Below are 16,731 nucleotides of genomic sequence, written 5' to 3'. Positions count from 1 at the left end.
GTGACCGGCTGTTTGAAAAATCGCGAAAGAGCGATTTTTCAGCGCGGTTCCAGCCCGCTCCCCCGCCCAACCGCCCGACAGGATGACACTGGATCGGGTGGTTGGGCGGGGGAGCGGGCTGGTACCGTAACCAAAAATCGCTCTTTCGCGATTTTTCAAACAGGCTCTTAACGGCCGCCAGTGACCGCCTTAACAGGCTTTGTCACTGGCGGCCGTTCGCGCTATCTGACAGGCGGTGAAGATGGCGCAAACCGACCCGATTTCCGTGCTGCTGGTGGAAGAAGACCCGGCGGCCCGCGCCAATATCGCCGAAATCCTCGTCCGCGCCGGCATGGTCGTCGATCTGGCGGAGGATGGCGCCGAAGGGCTCAAGCGCGCCGCATCGGGCCGCTATCATGTCATCATCCTCGATCGCACCCTGCCGCATCTTTCGGGCATCGACGTGGTGACGCGCATGCGCGTCGCCGGGATCGAGGCGCCGGTGCTGATGCTGTCCGCGCTCGGCCGCAGCGAGCATCGGGTCGAGGGGCTGGAAAGCGGCGTCGATGATTATATGGCCAAGCCCTTCGAGCCGGACGAACTGATCGCCCGCGTGCGCGCTTTGTGGCGCCGGGCCGGGCGGTTGCAGCAGGATTCGGTGCTGCTGTTCGGCGATTTGGAATGCCATGTGAAGGCGCGCACCGCCCATCGCGGCGGCCGCCATGTGCCGCTGTCGCCCAAGGAATTTGCGCTGTTCCGTTACCTCATGGAACATGCCGGCGAAGTGGTCACGCGCGAGATGCTGTTGCGCCATGTGTGGAAACTCAGCTTCGATCCCCAGACCAATGTCGTCGACGTCAATGTCGGCCGCCTGCGCCGCAAGCTGGAGGAAGGGTTCGACAGCGCCGTGCTGGAGACGGTCTGGGGCACCGGCTATCGGTTGATCGCCGCCCATGGCTAGGTTCGGCCTGCTGCGCTCGGTCTTTGGCCGGGTCACGCTGTCGGCCCTGCTGGTCAGCCTGGCATCCACGCTGGTGCTGTTCCTGGTGGTCGAACGGATCGTCGAGACCGACGGGCGCGTGATGCTGGGGCGAGAGGTCGATACCGATCTGGCGGGCCTGGCCGACATCTATGTCAGCAGTGGCGAGGCGGAACTGAGGGCGCGCATCGCCGATCGGCTGGCGATGGAGCGCGGCGACAGCGAAAAGGCCTATTATCTGCTCGCCGATGCGGCCGGGCGCCGGGTGGCGGGCAATATCGACCACTGGCCCGCCCTGGCGTCCGAAGTGTCCGAGGCCCGGCTGATCCGCCTGCCGGGCGGGGACCGCATGTTCGCGCGGGCGACGCTGCTTGGTCCCGACACCCGGCTGATCGTCGGGCGCAGCAACATTCGGGCACGGGCGCTGCAGACCCGGCTCGCCATCGCCTTTGCCATTGCCGGCGCCATCGTCGCCCTGCTCAGCCTTGCTGCCGGCCATTTCGCGGCGCGCCGCCTGCGCCGCCGGGTCGAACGGATCAACCATGTCTTCGACGCGGTGCGCGCCGGCGATATCGGTGCGCGCGCACGCGCCACCGGGGCGAGCGACGAACTGGCCGAACTGGCGGCGAACACCAACGCGATGCTGGATCAGGTGCAGCGGCTGATGGAGGCCCAGCGCTCCGTGTCGGATCAGACCGCGCACGAGATCCGCACCCCGCTGATGCATCTCGACACGCGTATCCTGAAAGCGATGGAACGGACCGGGGATGAGGGGCTGTTGCGCACCCTCGGCCGGTCGCGCGACGAGATTCGCAGTGTCGTGCGGCTGCTCGATTCCCTGCTCGACATTGCCGGCACCCAGGCGCTGCGCGGCGATCGCCGGGGTCTCGCCGATGTCGACCTCAGCGAGATCGCCGACAATCTGGCGGACCTGTATGGCGCCAGTGCAGAGGATCTGGGCATCGCCTTCAACGCGATGGTGGCACCGGGCATATCCTTCCGCGCCGATCCGATGCAGATCACCCGGCTCCTGTCCAACCTGCTCGACAATGCGTTCAAATATGTGCCGCGCGGCGGCAGCGTGCTGCTCAGCCTGGCGCCGGGGCCGCTGATCATCGTGCAGGATAATGGCCGGGGCATACCGGCCGATGCGCGCGAACTGGTCTTCGACCGCTATGTCCGGCTCGATCCGTCGCCCGGCAGCGGCCATGGTCTGGGGCTGGCGCTGGCCCGTGCGATTGCCGAACGCCATGGCCTGACCATCCATGTCGAGGATGCCGCGCCCGGCGCCCGCTTCGTCGTGCAGCCGGAGATGGCGGATGATTAGGCTCTTCCTGCCCCTGCTGATGCTGGGCGTCGGTCCGGTCGCGGTGGTCGAGGAGCCGATGCCGACCGATGCGCTGATGCGCACCCTGGCGGAGGGCGATCTGGCGCAGGCGAGGGGTGATCAAGCCGCACTCGCGGCGGCGGCCGACACTCTCAAGCTGCTCGGCGCGCGCCCGGCGGAGGGGCAGGATGACCTGTCCACCCTCTGGTCGCAGCAGGCGCAGGCCGGCGGCGCGGTCCATGCCGGGCCGGTCTATCGCGGCCGCGCGCTCGGCCCCGCCTATCGCCGCGGGTCTCTGGCGGCGGGCGGGCGGGTGACGCTGCGCCAGCTGTTCCTTGCCGGCCAGCGCGCGCAGATTTCGGTGGCACGCGCCACCGGCATCGCCGCATCCCTGTCGGTCCGGGTGCGCAATGCCGATGGCGGCACGCTGTGCGCCAAGCCGGTGGCCGCGCCGCAGGCCGATTGCGCCTGGCTGCCGCTGTTCACCGAACGCTATGCGATCGAGATAGAGAATGGCGGCAGCGCGCCGGCGACCTTCTATCTGGTGATCCGCTGATCTGATCCCAATCACCTGAAAACAGGGCGGAAAAGCCCGATATTCGGCCCTTTTTGGCGCTACGGCCTGCCGTTGCCGCGCCTCGCTTCGTCCATTCTGCACATCCGTTCAGGCGCAAAATGCCGGTCCCGGTGCGTTATTGCCGCAGGTTCGATGAGGAAAGAGGAGAAACGTCATGAACCGTTCGATGCTTCTGACCGCCATCGCCATGGTCGGCATGACCCCGATCGCCGCCATGGCCCAGCCCCAGGCGCGTGGCCCGGCTCCGGGGGAGGGCCCGGTGAGCTATGAGGAACAACTGGCGTCGGTCGAGGACCAGCTTGTCTATGAAGCGCCGATCGCCGGCGTGGAGAACAACTACTGGTTCAATTACCAGACCGACCTGGCCGAGGCGCGCAAGGAACTGACCAAGGATCTGCGCCATTCCAGCGATGCGGAGGATAATCGCGACGCCTGGGAGGAATATCGCACCGAACTGGCCGATGCCCGTGGCGACTATGCCAAGGAAATGGCCGAGAAGGGCTATCCGGTCGGCGAAGTCCGGGTGCTGGGCAGCAGCGGCCGCTGATCCGCGCGGCGCTGACCCAAGTAAAAAGGGCTGGTCCGGTCATCCGGGCCAGCCCTTTTCGCGTTACTGCGTATAGGCCTTGGTCAGGCGGTAGAGGAAGGCGCGGCCGTCGAGCAGCGACTTGACCCGGATGCGCTCATTGAGGCCATGGACCCCCTGGCCATCGGGATCGGCGAACATGCCCGACACGCCATAGGTGGGGATGCCCGCCGCATTGGTGAAGCGCCCGTCGGTCGCCCCGGTGGCGAGCCGCGGGATCACCGGCACGCCCGGCCACATCTCCTTGGTCAGCGCCTCGATCGGCGCCATGATCTGCGGCGTCAACTGCGGCGCCGACGATTTGGGCTGCGGCGGATCGGCCAGCGTCACCTTGACCTTCTCGTCGCCGCCCACCTGCGCCAGCTTCGCGCGCACCGCCTCGACATCCTCGCCCGGAATGATACGGCAATTGACGTTCGCGGTCACCGACTGGGGCTGGGCATTGGGGGCATGGCCGCCATTGATCAGCGTCGGGATGCAGGTGGTGCGCAGGGTGGCGTTCCAGCTTGGATTGGCGGCCGAGATCGCGGCATAGTCCGTCTCGGTCGCCTTGCCCGCGCCGACCGCGGCCATCGGCTGCGACAGCTTGGGATAGAGCGGCGCCGACGCGCCGAAATAGGCCTTGGCCGCCGGGGTCAGGTTCACCGGGAAATCATAGGCGTTCACATTGGCCAGGGCTTGCGCCATCCAGCCGATCGCATTGAAATGCGGTTCCTGGCGCGAACTGTGGCCGCCCGGCGCGGTCGCGGTGAAGGTAAAGTCCTGATAGACCTTCTCGCCCGCCTGCACGCCATGGCTGACCGGCTTGCCATTCTCGTCCAGCGACCCGCCGCCGGCTTCGTTGAGCGCCCATCCGGCCGCCATCGTATCGGGCTTGTGCTTCAGCAGATATTCGACGCCGTTCAGCGCCTTCTCCGTCTCCTCGCCACAGGTCAGCGCCATCTTGATCGTGCGCTTGGGCTTGTAGCCTTCCTGCTTGAAGCGGATCATGGCGTCGGCGAAGCTCGCCGCCATCGCCTTGTCGTCCGACGTGCCCCGGCCATAGAAATAGCCGCCTTCCTCGATCAGGGTGAAGGGATCGCGGGTCCAGTCGGCGCGCTTCGCCGCGACCACGTCGATATGGGCGAGCAGCAGCAGCGCGGGCAGCTTGGCGTTCGAACCGCGCAGCACGGCGGTCAGATTGCCTTCCTTGGGATGGGCCGGATCGACCACGACAGTGAGGTCGCCATCGGCATAGCCCGCCGCCTTCAGCCGCGTCGCAATCTGTTCGGCGGCGAGCGTGCAGCTGCCATTGGGCCAGCTCGAATCGGTCTCCACCAGTTCCTTGTAGAGGGTGCGGAAGGCGGCCTCGCCCGCGCGGGCCTGTGTGTCGGCCGCGGTGGCGGCGTGCAGCGGGCTGAGGCTGGCGGCCAGCAGCGCGGCGGCGGGCAAGGCGGCAACTGAGCGACGGGATGGCATGGGGCGATGTCCTTGTTCTGATTGTGCGACGCTTGGAAATGCGTCTCCCTGGCCCGGCTGGGCGGCGCGACTGTGCAGAAAGCCGGGGGCGGCGGCAAGGGGATGATTGATGCCCGCTGGACCGGCTGGGTTGTGCATATCATGCACAATGACTGTGCCTTGGGCTCATATTGTTTCGCCCCATGGACAGGCGCATAGAGGGCTTGCCTGAAGCTCCAGCAATGCGCGCCCGATCCGGCGTGGCGGGCCGACGCGTCCGGCTTTCATTCTCCCGACCGGCGTCGCCGCCCTGCCTGGCCCCGCCCGATGATGCTGGATGTGCCGCGTGACGCCTGCCCTGCCTCAAGCGCGCTGGATGGCCGATCGCTACGGCGGCCATGATGCGCTGTTCACGCTCAAGGCCTTTCTCGCGGCGATGCTGGCTTATTATATCGCGCTGCGGATCGGGCTGGACCGGCCCTATTGGGCGATCATCACCGCCTATATCGTTGCCCAGCCGCTCGCCGGCGCGGTGTCGTCCAAGGCGATGTTCCGCCTGCTCGGCACCGTCATCGGCGCGGGTGTGGCGATCCTGCTGGTGCCATTGCTCGGCAATGCCCCCGAACTTCTCTCGCTCGCACTGGCGCTGTGGCTTGGCCTCTGCACCTTCGTCGCGCTGCTCGACCGGACGCCGCGCGCCTACACCTTCCTGCTGGCGGGCTATACCGCCGGGATCGTCGCCTTCCCGGCGGTCGAGGCGCAGGCGACGATCTTCACCGCCGCCAGCCTGCGCGCCCAGGAAATCGGCATCGGTATCGCCTCGGCCACGCTGGTCCACAGCCTCGTCTTCCCGCGCACCGTGTCGGCTCGCCTCCAGGCGCGGATCGATGCGATCATGATCGACGCCGAACGCTGGTCGCGCGATTCCCTGCGGGTCGACCATGGCGATGCAGTCGTGACGCGCGACCGCCGGCAATTGGCGACCGACATCCACGAACTGCACCAGCTTGCCACCCATTTGCCGTTCGAAAGCAGCGCGCTGCGGCTGAAGGCCGGGGTGCTGCGCGCGCTGGAGACGCAGCTTTGCCTGCTGCTGCCGCTGGCCAGCGCGGTCGAGGATCGCTGTCGCCAGTTGCAGCGGGCCGATGCCTTGCCACCGGCCGTCCATGTCCTGCTGGACGATGTCGTCGCCTGGCTGGGCGCGCCGGACGGGGAGGGGGCCTCGCCTGAAGCGCTGCGCGCCCGCGCCCGCGCCTGCGAACCCGATTGCCGCTTGCCCTTCGCCTGGCACGCGGCATTGCAGCTCAGCATGCTCGACCGGCTGGCCGAACTGGTCGCCGTCCATGCCGTCTGCCGCGAGTTGCAGGCGGCGATGGGCGCCGATCGCATCCCCCTGTCACCGCCCGCGCGGGAAGCGATCCGCAACGCCCGCCGCCGCGTCCTGCATCGCGATTATGGCCTGGCGCTGCGTGGTGCGCTGGCGACCAGCCTCACCGTGCTGATCGGCTGCCTGCTCTGGATATTGTCGGCCTGGCCGGCCGGGGCAGGGGCGGTCGTCATCGCCAGCATCATCTGCGCCCTGTTCAGCAATATGGATGATCCCGCGCCCGCCGCCTGGAAGGTGTGGCAGGGCACCTGCTGCGCGGTGCTGGTGGCCGCGCCCTATGCCTTTGCCATCCTGCCGCGCGTGTCCGACTTCCCGGTGCTGGTGGCGGTGCTGGCGCCGGCCTTCCTGCTGGTCGGTGCGATGATGGTGCGGCGGCGGCTGGCGGCGATGGCGATCGGCATGATCCTCTCGCTACCCGGCCTGATGGGCCTCGATGGCTATTATACCGGGCAGTTCGACAGTTTCGCCAATGCCGCCATTGCCCAGATGCTGGGCGCCTTGCTCGCGGTCTGGGCGCTCAAGATGGTCCGCACCGTGGGCGCCGAACAATCCGCGCTGCGCCTGCTCCGGGCGGGCTGGCGCGATCTTGCTCTGCGCACCGATCCGCGCCAGCAACCCGACACGGTCAAATGGATCAACACCATGCTCGACCGTATCGGCCTGTTGACCCCGCGCCTTGCCGAACTGGGCAGCGACACCACCGCGCCCTTGCTTGATATCCTGCGCGACACGCGCGTGGGCATGTCGCTCGACGATCTCCACCGCTTCCGGGTGCGTGCCCATGCCCGCGACGACCGGCTGCTCGACGTTGTGCTGGGGCGGGTGCGCCAGCATTTCGATCGGCTTGGCGCCAGGGGGCAGGGCGATCCCGATCCGGCGCTGGTGCGGGCCATCGATACGGCGCTCGCCACCATCGGCCGGAGCGGCGCGGTCGATGATCGGCGGCTGGCGCTGCTGGCGCTCACCAGCCTGCGCCGCAACATCGCGCCCGATATTCCGCTCAGTCCGCGTCGGGATCGCGAAAATTCAGCCGCCGCGTGACGGTATAGTCCAGCACGCCGACCAGCAGATAGCTGATCCACTGCTTGATCAGCGTCAGGCCGGTGCGGCTGGCGCGATAGGTCTCCAGCGAAATCTGCCGGCTCTCGCCCGTCCGCTGGGTGATGAAGCTGCGCATCGCCTCGGCAAAGCCGGCATCCTCCACCCGCAGCATCAACTCCAGGTTGAGGAACAGGCTGCGCATGTCGAAATTGGCCGATCCGATATAGACCGCATCGTCGATCACGATCAGCTTCATGTGCAGCTTGCAGGGCTGATATTCATATATCTCGACCCCGCGCCGCAGCAGCGGGCCATAGAGCAGCCGTGCCGCCGCGATCGTCGCGCCATTGTCCGACAGGGCCGGCAGGATCAGGCGCGCGCCCTTGCGCCGGGCGGCGCGGGCTATCCGCTTCATCATGCCCCGGCCGGGCGAGAAATAGGCCTCGACCATGTCCAGCCGCTGCGCCCGGTCCATGTCATGCTTTACCACCTGCGCCCAGGGGCTCAGCCGCCGTGTCGGTCCGCCGATCAGCCAGCGGAACGGATCGGCCGGATCATGATGCAGCGATGGGTGCCAGTGCCGCACCATCGCGCGCAGCGTGCGGAACCTTTGCCCCTTGCTCGTGACCCAGCGCCATAGCTGGCCATACCAGCGCGCCATCGCCTCGGCCTGCGGCCCTTCCAGCAGCAGCCCCAGGTCGCGCCAGCAATCGTCGGCGGGGATGCCGAAATAGCCATCCTCGACATTGAAGCCGCCGATCATCAGCCTTTTGTCGTCGGCCAGGGCGATCTTCTGATGGTTGCGGATCAGATAGCGGGTCGACCGGCGCGTCCCGAACCGGCCGAAATGGCCGCCTGCCGCGATCAGCGGGGCGAACAGGCTGTCGGGCGTATCGGACGATCCGAAGCCGTCGATCATCAGCGTCACCGCCACGCCGCGTGCCCGCGCCGCCACCAGCCGCTCGCAGATCAACCGGCCGCTGCCATCGTCGGCGAAGATATAATAATAGAGTTTCAGGCTCGTGCGCGCACCGTCGATCAGTCTGACCAGCGCATCGCGCAGCGCCGCGCCTTCTTCGATGACGGTCAGTCGGTTGCCGTTCAGCGTGACGCTGATCGGGCTGGTCGGGGCTTCCTGTTGTCGCGACGCCATGGCCCCTTCATGCGCCGCTTTGCCGCGGCGCGCCATGGCTTTATGGGCTTTTCATTGACTCGACAGGCCGCCACTGCTAGGCGCCAAGTTCAAGATTCCCTATTGATTTTTCAGGAGGCCCGATTGGCCCGCGTCACCGTCGAAGATTGCGTCGACAAGGTTACCAACCGTTTCGATCTCGTCCTGCTCGCCGCCCAGCGCGCGCGTGAAATTTCCGGTGGCGCCGAGCTGACGCTTGAGCGTGACCGCGACAAGAATCCGGTCGTCGCCCTGCGCGAGATCGCCGAGGAAACCATTCTGCCCGCCGACCTGCATGATTCGGTCGTTGCGTCGCTGCAGAAGGTCCAGATTGACGACGACGATACGCCCGATGAAATCGGTTCGATCGCCCAGTCGGCGGAGGCCCTGCGCCTGACCGCAGCTGCGCCGCCGCGCAACCAGAATATCGGCGGCGATTACGACGGCTGATTTTCCACTTTCCGGTTTGGAGAGGGAAGGGGTCCGGCCCGCGCAAGCGGGACCGGGCCTCAATGATTCTGGGCACCGGATTCTGGTGCGCTATTTCCAGGCCGTCGCCAGCATCGCGTCGAGCATGTCGGCATAGGACCAGCCATCGGCCCGCGCGGCGATCGCCGACAGGCAATCCTGGTCTGCGCGACCCGGCCGGCCCGCACCGGTCATGTTCGGCTTCATGTTGAGGTCGAACAGCTTGAACTGGCCGCTGGCATCGGCGCGGCAGTCGATGCGGATCACTGCGCGCGATTCCGCCAGCTCCGCCGCCTTCACACAGGCATCCAGCATCGCCAGCACCGGGGCTTCCTCCATCCGTTCCGGGCCGATCGCGACGCTATTCTGCGTCACCGCGACATCGCCATTATAGGGCGCGACACCGTCCTTCTGGTCGAAGCGCAGCACCGGGCGCAGCGCGAAATGGCGGTCGCCCCTTTCGCCTGACGGGCGCGGCGCGGCGGGCGGCAGGACGGTGATGGTCATTTCCTCGCCGTCCAGAAATTCCTCGACCATCAGCAGCGTGCCGAACTTGCCTTCGTCGATCAGGCTGCGGGCCGCGGCGTTCAGCGCATCACCATCGCGCACCAGTGTCACGCCCTGACTGCCCCGGCCGCGCACGGGCTTCACGATCAGCGGGAAGGGGATGGCCAGATCGGCCAGCACCTGCCCGACATCGGCCAGTGCATGCACGCCTTCGCTCGGCCGATCAGCCAGCAAAAAGCCGCGCGCCACCGGCAAGCCGGCCTGTTCCAGCATCCGGTTGGTGGCGAACTTGTCGTCATATTTCTGCGTGGCGGCCGGCGTCTGGCCGACGATCGCGACCTGGTCCATCACGGCCTCGATCGGATGCCCCTCGAACAGCACGCTATTGGCCCAGATCGTGTCGGCGCCCGCCGCGATCGCGGCTGCTATGCCGTCCGCCGTGTCGGGGAATACCCATTGCATCGCCTGCGCCGGATCGGGCGCGGGCACCGGCGTCACCACCGTGCGACCCAGGCCCTTCAATGCAAAGCCGATATCGGCTCCGCCATCGGAATAGCCGCCGGGCTTGGCATCCTTGCGCAGCCCGTCGATCACCGGCGGCGGCAGCGCCTGATAGAGCAGGGCGACCGCCGGCCCGCTCATGCCACCGGCTCCGGCAGGCGCCAGTCGATCGCGCCGCGCCCCTTGGCCTCCAGAAAGTCATTGGCCTGCGAGAAATGGCGGCAGCCCAGAAAGCCGTTATGCGCCGACAGTGGCGAAGGATGGGCGGCCTTCAGCACCAGATGGCGTCCGGAATCGACGAAGCCGGCCTTGCGCTGGGCATAGGCGCCCCACAGCAGGAACACGACCGGCTCCTCCTTCTGCGCCACCAGCCGCACGATCGCGTCGGTGAACGTCTCCCATCCCTTGCCCTGGTGCGAGGCGGCGCGGCCCATCTCGACCGTCAGCACGCTGTTGAGCAGCAGAACGCCCTGCCGCGCCCAATGCTCCAGGAAGCCGTGTCGCGCGCGCGGCAGGCCGAGGTCGCTTTCCAGTTCCTTGTAGATATTGACCAGCGAGGGCGGCGTCCGCACGCCGGGCTGGACCGAAAAGCACAGGCCATGCGCCTGGCCCTCGCCATGATAGGGGTCTTGCCCCAGCACCACCACCTTCACCTGGTCCAGCGACGTCAGGTCCAGTGCCCGGAAATATTCATTCCCCTTGGGGAAGATGCGCTTGCCGGCCGCCTTTTCCGCTTCGATGAACTGTTTCAGGCCCTGCATATGGGGGCTGGCGAACTGGTCGCGCAGCGGCGCGCGCCAGCTTTCGTGCAGCTTGATGGTGTCGTTCATGGCCGGCGTGATGAACCCCCGGCATGCCTGCGTCAACCGCGGGAAAAGCAGATCAAATATCTTGCCACCCGACCCATGATGGGCGACAGACGGGCCATGCCGTCTCTCCGTCAAATTGGCGCCAGCTGCGCCGCCCTTGGCCTGTTCTTTGCGCCCTTGCCGAGCGCCGATGCCTTCGGTCCGCCGCCCCGGCCACAGGTGCTGCTGACGGCGGAGGCGCATCTTCTGGCCGAATTTGATCGCTTCGCCGCTTTGTCGGACGGCACGGTCGGCGTCGCGGTGCAGGATCTGCAGACCGGCGAGATCCAGTCGCGCAATGGCGACACGCTCTTCCCCATGGCCAGCGCCTACAAGGTCGCGGTCGCGGGCCGCATCCTCTCGCTGGTCGATGCGGGTAGCCTGAAACTCGACGACCGGCTCGCGCTCGATCCCGCGCTGGCGAGCGAGGGCGGCATCGCCTGGATGTTCTCGCGTCCCGGCGCGACCCTGCCGGTCAGCCAGTTGCTCGACCTGATGCTGACGCGCAGCGATAATAATGCGACCGACGTGCTGGTCGCCCGCGCGGGCGGGCCAAAGGCGGTCAGCGATTTCGTCGCCGGCCTCGGCGTCCATGGCCTGCGCGTCGACAGCGATACGGCGCATCTTCTCTACCGCGCCATGGGCATCAATCCCCAGTCTGGCACCTTCCAGCAGAATGCCGGCGCCGCCCGCCGCGCCGATCCGATGATCCAGCGGCGCGACGTGCGCGACCTGCCGAACATGGATTTCATGCTCGATCCGCGCGACACGGCGACGCCGCTGGCGATGAACCAGCTGCTGGTCGCCTATGAATCGGGCAAGGCATTGAAGCCGGAAAGCACGCAACTGCTCTTCACCATCATGGGCCATTGCCAGACCGGCAAGCTGCGCCTGTCGGGCATGTTGCCGCCCGGCACCCCGGTCGCGCACAAGACCGGGTCGCTCAATGGCGTCGGCAATGATGTCGGCATCATCGGCCTGCCCGATGGCCGCCGCTTCGCCATCACCGTCTTCGTGATGAAGGACAGCCGGGGCCATGTCTCGCGCGACCAGATCATGGCCCAGGCCGCCCGCGCGGCCTATGATTATTTCCTCTTTGCGCCCAAGCGGCGCGTGGCGCTTAACAAGTTGAACGTCCACGTATAAAAGATGGGGCATAACAGAGAGGATGCCCCTTATGACCCAGATCACCCGGTTTCGGGACTTCTGGCCCTATTATCTGCAGGAACATGCCCGGCCCGCGACGCGCGCCATGCATTATGCCGGGACCAGCCTGGTGGTCGGCATCGCGGCCACGGCGGCCATTACGGGTCGATGGTGGCTGGCCGCTGCGCTGCCGGTCGCCGGCTATGGCTTCGCCTGGGTCAGCCATATGCTGATCGAGCGCAATCGCCCCGCCACCTTCCGCTATCCGCTCTGGTCGCTGCGCGCCGATTTCGTGATGCTCCAGCGCTTCCTGACCGGCCATATGCGCCGCGATCTGGCCCGTGCCGGCATCTGCGCCGACGGCACGGTCGATCCGCAGCGTCGCATTCGAGGGTGAGAGTCCGTTTGAGAAAGCCGGTTCCAGCCCGCTCCCCCGCCCAACCACCCGACAGGATGACACTGGATCGGGTGGTTGGGCGGGGGAGCAGCTTCTAGCCATCGCGCAAGCGCTTGATTCCCGCCGCCGCTCTGTCACAAGAGGGGCGCGATGGGGCTCACCGCGACATTCTCCCTGCCGACCGACCGGTCGGCGCTGGCCGCCCGCTGGCAGGCGCTGGAGGCGCGCAGCGATGCGTCCTTCTTCCTGCGCTGGACCTGGGTGGGCGCCTGGCTCGACAGCTATGGCGTCCGGCCCGAGCTGCTCGCCGTCACCGACGATACTGGACAGGATGTCGCGCTGGCGCTCGTCGGCCATGCGATGCGCCCGCGCCTGCTCGGCCCGGTGGCGACGCTCAGCCTCAACCAGTCGGGCGATCCGGCGGTGGATCGGCCCTATGTCGAATATAATGGCCTGCTCGCCGCGCGCGGGCAGGAGGCGGCGGCCGTCGCTGCCGCGATCGACGCCATCGCCCGGCGCCGTGACTGGCGTGTGTTGCGGCTGAGCGGCATCGCCCCGGATTCGCCGCTGCTTGGCCTGCCGTCCCGGCGGAAATTGCGGGTCGATGCCTCGCCCGTCTACCAGGTCGATCTCGATGCCGTGCGTGCCGCCGATGGCGACTATCTCTCGCTGCTCAGCAGCAACACGCGCAGCCAGATCCGCCGCGCGATGAAGGATCATGGTGGCCCGCTGCCCGATGTCGCGGTCGGCACGCTGGATGACATCGCCCCCTGGCTGGACGAGATGGCCGCGCTCAATAGGGGGCGCCATGCCGACAATGCGTGGGACGATCAGGGCTTTCGCCAGTTCGTCGCCACCATTGCGGCGCGCGGCCTGCCATCGGGCGCGGTCGAACTGCTGCGCTTTGCCGATGCCGGCGGCCCGGTCGGCCTGCTGGTCAATTTCGTGCAGGACGGGCAGGCGATGAACTATCAGTCCGCCTTCGCCCAGCCGCGCACCGCCAAGGACAAGCCGGGCCTGCTCTGTCACGCCGCTGCCGTCGGCCATTATGCCACACGGGGCCTCAGCCTCTATTCGCTGCTCGCGGGCAAGGATCGCTACAAACAGAGCCTCTCGACCCGCGAGGAGGCGCTGGAATGGTGGCATGTCGAGCGTTTCAGCCCCCGGCTGGAAGCCGAGGCGCTGGCGCGCAGGATCCTTAAACGCCCAGCTTCCGCATGACGCGATAGACGAAGCGGCGAATGCCCTGTTGCTCGGGGCGTTCGCTCACCGCGCCGGTCGGCAGGCCACGCTTGCGCAGCAGGGCGTTGAAACTGTGCAGTTCGCCCTCCGCCACGCTGCGGTCGGACCGCCAGGTGATCGACAGGCTGATCGACACGGCCGGGCCATTTTCCACGAAGTGCGGCGCCTTGACCGGCACATGCACGGCCTCGCCGGGGCTAAGCGGGAAGGGGGTGCCGCGCGCCTTGAACCCGTCTTGCCAGATCAGGTTGCGATGGCCGCCATTGTGGAATTCCTCGCTCTTTTGCGCCGGCACCAGTTCCTCGTCGCGCGCCGGGAACACGGTCATCACCTTGGTCCCCATGATCTGCAGCAGGATATTATGCTCCGGGTCCATGTGGAACGGGGTGACGCTGCCGGGGGAGGTCAGGAAGATGAACGCCTCGCGGTGCAGCATCGGCCCGGTGCTGCGCGCGACGATCGGCTCCAGCTCCGCCAGCGCCGCGTCCAGCAACGCGCCATAGGCCGGGTCGCGCTCGACATTCTTGAGCACCGCCCAGCTGCCATTGCTCTCGATCGTGCGGATCGTCTCGCCCAGGCTCAGCCCGTTGGATGGCGTATCCTCCGGCCGCACGCCCAACGGCAGCTTGCCCAGATTATATTCGACCGCGCTCGCCGGCATCCGCTCGGCGAGCGTCGCCAGCACATCCAGTGTCAGCAATTCATGCCCGACCAGTTGATGCGTCAGCTTGGTCGGCTGGTCGGGATAGGCGGCGGCGAAGGCGGCGCGGGCGCTGTCCGAAAAATGCGGCGCGTCGGTGGCCGGCGCCATCGGGCTATGCACGGTCATTCCTGTCCTTTCATGCGGCTGGCGATCCGTTCGACCCCGCCGGCCAATGCAAAGGCCGCTGCCCGGCGCAGGCGCGTCGCGCCCTTGCCCTGCAGGGCGATACGATATTGGACGATGCTGCGGCGCTCGGCCCACAGGCTGTCGATCATCGGATGATCGGCGGCGGCGCAGCTGTCCATCCAGCCGATCGCCGGGTCATCCTGCACCGCATGCAGATTGGCGATCTCGATCAGCACGCCGGGCGAAAAGCGGCCCATCTCCTCGTCAAAGGCGATCTTGAAGGAAAAGGCGCCGTTGCCATGGCGGAAATTGACCAGCATCGCGATCGCCCGGCCATCCAGGTCGATGCGAAGGAAATGCAGCCGTCCCGCCGCAAAGGCTGCGGCGCAGGCGGCGCGGAAGAAGGCGATGTCATCCGGCCTGCTCGCCAGTGCGCTGCCCTCGCGGCCCTTCCATCCGGACGCCTCCAGTGCCAGGAAGTCGCCACACCAGCGCGGAAGGTCGGCACCATCGTCCAGCAATCGCTGCTCGACCGTTCCCAGTTCCGCCAGTCGCTTCTGCAGGCGGCGGATTTCCTTGCGCTTCTTGGCGCGGACATGGGTTTCCCAATAGGCGTCGGCCGACAGGTCGGATCGCAGCATTGCACGGTCATGGCGATGCACTTCGCGCCGGCCGCGCCCTTGTTCGACGCACAGCGCCTCCAGCGCGGCGGCATTGGCGCCGGCCGCGTCCAGCGCGCGCAGGTGCAGGAAGTGGGGCGCCCATTCCGCCGCGTCCAGCTGCGCCAGCAGGCTGCGCCACGCCGCCATCTCCTGGCCCCGCCGGATCAGCGGCGCGCCGAAGAAACAATGGTCGTGCATCCAGTTGGCGACGCAGCCGATCGGCAAGCGGCCATGGCGCGCCTGCACCGTCACCGGCAACAGGCCGATCAGTTCGCCATCCGCCTGCGCCTCGATCAAACGCACGTCACCACTGCCGGCCAGATGGTCGATCGCCGCTGCCAGCAGGTCGGGCGCGTAGAAGGCGTTGGGTTCGGCCGCCTCTGCGGCGAGGGTCGCCCAGCGCGCGCGCGGGTCCGTCAGCGCCAGGCTGTCGGATGAAAAGGGGGGAGATGGGTGCGCTGCCATGTCCATCGCCTCGCCTTAGCCGGGAAAGATTAGGGAATGCCTAAGTATTCCGCCGCATGGAAGCCTGTATCGAACGGCTTATGAGGGAAAGGGCTTTACATCGCGCGTCGGATTGTCTGTGAACCGCCATGGCTCTGGCGGCGACGCGCCTGCCGGCCCGATCAAGGAGGATGACGCTTTGACGATCCTGGTAACCGGCGCGGCCGGCTTCATCGGCATGGCGGTGGCCGACCGGCTGTTGGCCGATGGGCGCGCCGTGATCGGCATCGACAATCTCAACGACTATTATCAGGTCTCGCTCAAGCGCGACCGGATCGCGGCGCTCGAACAGCGCCATGGCAAGCTGTTCACCTTCGCCGAGCTGGACTTTGCCGACATGCCCGCGCTTCAGGCGCTGCTCGCCGATCATCCGATCGAGGCGATCGTCCATCTCGGCGCCCAGGCCGGCGTGCGCTATTCGCTGATCAATCCCCATGCCTATGTCCGCTCCAACCTCGCCGGCCATGTGAACATGCTCGAACTGGCGCGGGAACGGCGGGTGCGTCACCTGGTCTATGCATCTTCCTCGTCCGTCTATGGCGGCAACGAGAGCTTGCCCTTCCGGGTCGAGGATCGCACCGATCATCCGGTCTCTCTCTATGCCGCGACCAAGCGGGCGGACGAGCTGATGAGCGAGACCTATGCCCATCTGTTCCGCGTGCCGATGACGGGGCTGCGCTTCTTCACCGTCTATGGTCCCTGGGGGCGGCCCGACATGGCGATGTGGATCTTCACCCAGAAGATCCTCGCCGGTGAAGCGATCCCGGTCTTCAACCATGGCCGGATGCAGCGCGACTTCACCTATATCGACGACATTGTCGCCGGGGTGATCGGCTGTCTTGATTCACCGCCGGGCGATGATGGCGCGCTCAAGGCGGGCGGCAGCCGGGCGCCGCACCGGCTCTACAATATCGGCAATAATCGGCCCGAGGAACTGATGCACCTGATCGCCGTGCTGGAGGAGGCTGTGGGGCGCAAGGCGCAACTGGACTTCCAGCCGATGCAGCCGGGCGACGTGCCGGCGACCTTCGCCGACATCAGCGCGATCGCCCAGGATATCGGCTTTGCGCCCACCACCGGGATCGAGTCGGGCGTACCCCGATTCGTCAAATGGTATCGCGACTATCATCGCCTGTGAGTATT

Annotated in this window: 16 protein-coding genes; 10 read left to right on the top strand and 6 right to left on the bottom strand. The window is 67.0% G+C overall.

Annotation, left to right across the window (positions count from 1 at the left end):
• Window positions 1-241 precede the first annotated feature (241 nt).
• The 4 genes from CG471_RS18860 to CG471_RS18845 all read left to right on the top strand — a co-directional run bounded on the left by CG471_RS18860 (window position 242) and on the right by CG471_RS18845 (window position 3,409).
• A complete protein-coding gene (locus tag CG471_RS18860) occupies window positions 242-940 on the top strand; it encodes a response regulator transcription factor (protein WP_099232985.1) in 699 nt (232 codons plus the stop codon).
• A complete protein-coding gene (locus tag CG471_RS18855) occupies window positions 933-2,285 on the top strand; it encodes a HAMP domain-containing sensor histidine kinase (RefSeq protein WP_004208286.1) in 1,353 nt (450 codons plus the stop codon). The genes CG471_RS18860 and CG471_RS18855 overlap by 8 nt, the downstream gene beginning before the upstream one ends.
• Window positions 2,278-2,841 (top strand): hypothetical protein, encoded by a 564-nt coding sequence (locus tag CG471_RS18850; RefSeq protein WP_097384343.1) that lies wholly within the window; start codon window positions 2,278-2,280, stop codon window positions 2,839-2,841. The genes CG471_RS18855 and CG471_RS18850 overlap by 8 nt, the downstream gene beginning before the upstream one ends.
• A 175-nt stretch (window positions 2,842-3,016) precedes the next feature.
• Window positions 3,017-3,409 (top strand): hypothetical protein, encoded by a 393-nt coding sequence (locus tag CG471_RS18845; protein WP_004208283.1) that lies wholly within the window; start codon window positions 3,017-3,019, stop codon window positions 3,407-3,409.
• A gap of 63 nt (window positions 3,410-3,472) precedes the next feature.
• On the opposite strand, the gene CG471_RS18840 is transcribed toward CG471_RS18845, so the two are convergent.
• Entirely contained in the window at window positions 3,473-4,906 is a 1,434-nt protein-coding gene (locus CG471_RS18840) for a M20/M25/M40 family metallo-hydrolase (protein WP_099232983.1), read from the bottom strand.
• Window positions 4,907-5,261: 355 nt separating this feature from the next.
• On the opposite strand from CG471_RS18840, the gene CG471_RS18835 reads away from it, so the two are divergent.
• The gene (locus CG471_RS18835; RefSeq protein ID WP_099232981.1) at window positions 5,262-7,313 is read left to right on the top strand and encodes an FUSC family protein; all 2,052 of its coding nucleotides are present in this window, start codon (window positions 5,262-5,264) and stop codon (window positions 7,311-7,313) included.
• On the opposite strand, the gene CG471_RS18830 is transcribed toward CG471_RS18835, so the two are convergent.
• Window positions 7,273-8,502, bottom strand: a complete 1,230-nt coding sequence (locus tag CG471_RS18830) for a phosphatidylserine/phosphatidylglycerophosphate/cardiolipin synthase family protein (RefSeq protein WP_099232979.1) — start codon at window positions 8,500-8,502, stop codon at window positions 7,273-7,275. The two genes, CG471_RS18835 and CG471_RS18830, sit on opposite strands and share 41 nt — an antisense overlap.
• A gap of 87 nt (window positions 8,503-8,589) precedes the next feature.
• Here CG471_RS18830 and rpoZ point away from each other — a divergent pair, with 87 nt between their 5' ends.
• Window positions 8,590-8,934, top strand: a complete 345-nt coding sequence (gene rpoZ / locus CG471_RS18825) for a DNA-directed RNA polymerase subunit omega (RefSeq protein WP_004208279.1) — start codon at window positions 8,590-8,592, stop codon at window positions 8,932-8,934.
• Between the two features lie 90 nt (window positions 8,935-9,024).
• On the opposite strand, the gene CG471_RS18820 is transcribed toward rpoZ, so the two are convergent.
• A complete protein-coding gene (locus CG471_RS18820) occupies window positions 9,025-10,101 on the bottom strand; it encodes an ATP-grasp domain-containing protein (RefSeq protein WP_099232977.1) in 1,077 nt (358 codons plus the stop codon).
• Window positions 10,098-10,790 (bottom strand): uracil-DNA glycosylase, encoded by a 693-nt coding sequence (ung, locus tag CG471_RS18815; RefSeq protein WP_099232975.1) that lies wholly within the window; start codon window positions 10,788-10,790, stop codon window positions 10,098-10,100. The genes CG471_RS18820 and ung overlap by 4 nt, the downstream gene beginning before the upstream one ends.
• A 96-nt stretch (window positions 10,791-10,886) precedes the next feature.
• Between ung and bla the strand changes: the two genes are divergently transcribed.
• The 3 genes from bla (at window position 10,887) to CG471_RS18800 (ending at window position 13,572) form a co-directional block, all read left to right on the top strand.
• Window positions 10,887-11,954, top strand: coding sequence for a class A beta-lactamase (bla, locus tag CG471_RS18810; RefSeq protein ID WP_257211600.1), 1,068 nt, complete (start codon window positions 10,887-10,889; stop codon window positions 11,952-11,954).
• Between the two features lie 31 nt (window positions 11,955-11,985).
• Window positions 11,986-12,351 (top strand): DUF962 domain-containing protein, encoded by a 366-nt coding sequence (locus CG471_RS18805; protein WP_099232971.1) that lies wholly within the window; start codon window positions 11,986-11,988, stop codon window positions 12,349-12,351.
• Between the two features lie 150 nt (window positions 12,352-12,501).
• Window positions 12,502-13,572: a GNAT family N-acetyltransferase gene (locus CG471_RS18800; protein WP_099232969.1), complete on the top strand. Its 1,071-nt coding sequence runs from the start codon at window positions 12,502-12,504 to the stop codon at window positions 13,570-13,572.
• On the opposite strand, the gene CG471_RS18795 is transcribed toward CG471_RS18800, so the two are convergent.
• Window positions 13,550-14,422, bottom strand: coding sequence for a cupin-like domain-containing protein (locus CG471_RS18795; protein WP_099232967.1), 873 nt, complete (start codon window positions 14,420-14,422; stop codon window positions 13,550-13,552). The two genes, CG471_RS18800 and CG471_RS18795, sit on opposite strands and share 23 nt — an antisense overlap.
• On the bottom strand, window positions 14,419-15,555 hold the full coding sequence (locus CG471_RS18790; protein ID WP_099232965.1) for a GNAT family N-acetyltransferase: 1,137 nt from the start codon (window positions 15,553-15,555) through the stop codon (window positions 14,419-14,421). Before CG471_RS18790 ends, CG471_RS18795 begins: the two co-directional genes overlap by 4 nt.
• Before the next feature lie 172 nt (window positions 15,556-15,727).
• On the opposite strand from CG471_RS18790, the gene CG471_RS18785 reads away from it, so the two are divergent.
• Window positions 15,728-16,726, top strand: coding sequence for an NAD-dependent epimerase/dehydratase family protein (locus CG471_RS18785; protein WP_099232989.1), 999 nt, complete (start codon window positions 15,728-15,730; stop codon window positions 16,724-16,726).
• Window positions 16,727-16,731: the final 5 nt, after the last annotated feature.

It is taken from the genome of Sphingobium sp. IP1, assembly GCF_002708645.1.
GTDB lineage: Bacteria > Pseudomonadota > Alphaproteobacteria > Sphingomonadales > Sphingomonadaceae > Sphingobium > Sphingobium yanoikuyae.
Note: the sequence above shows the minus strand (reverse complement) of the source record. Positions and strands in the feature narration are given on the sequence as shown.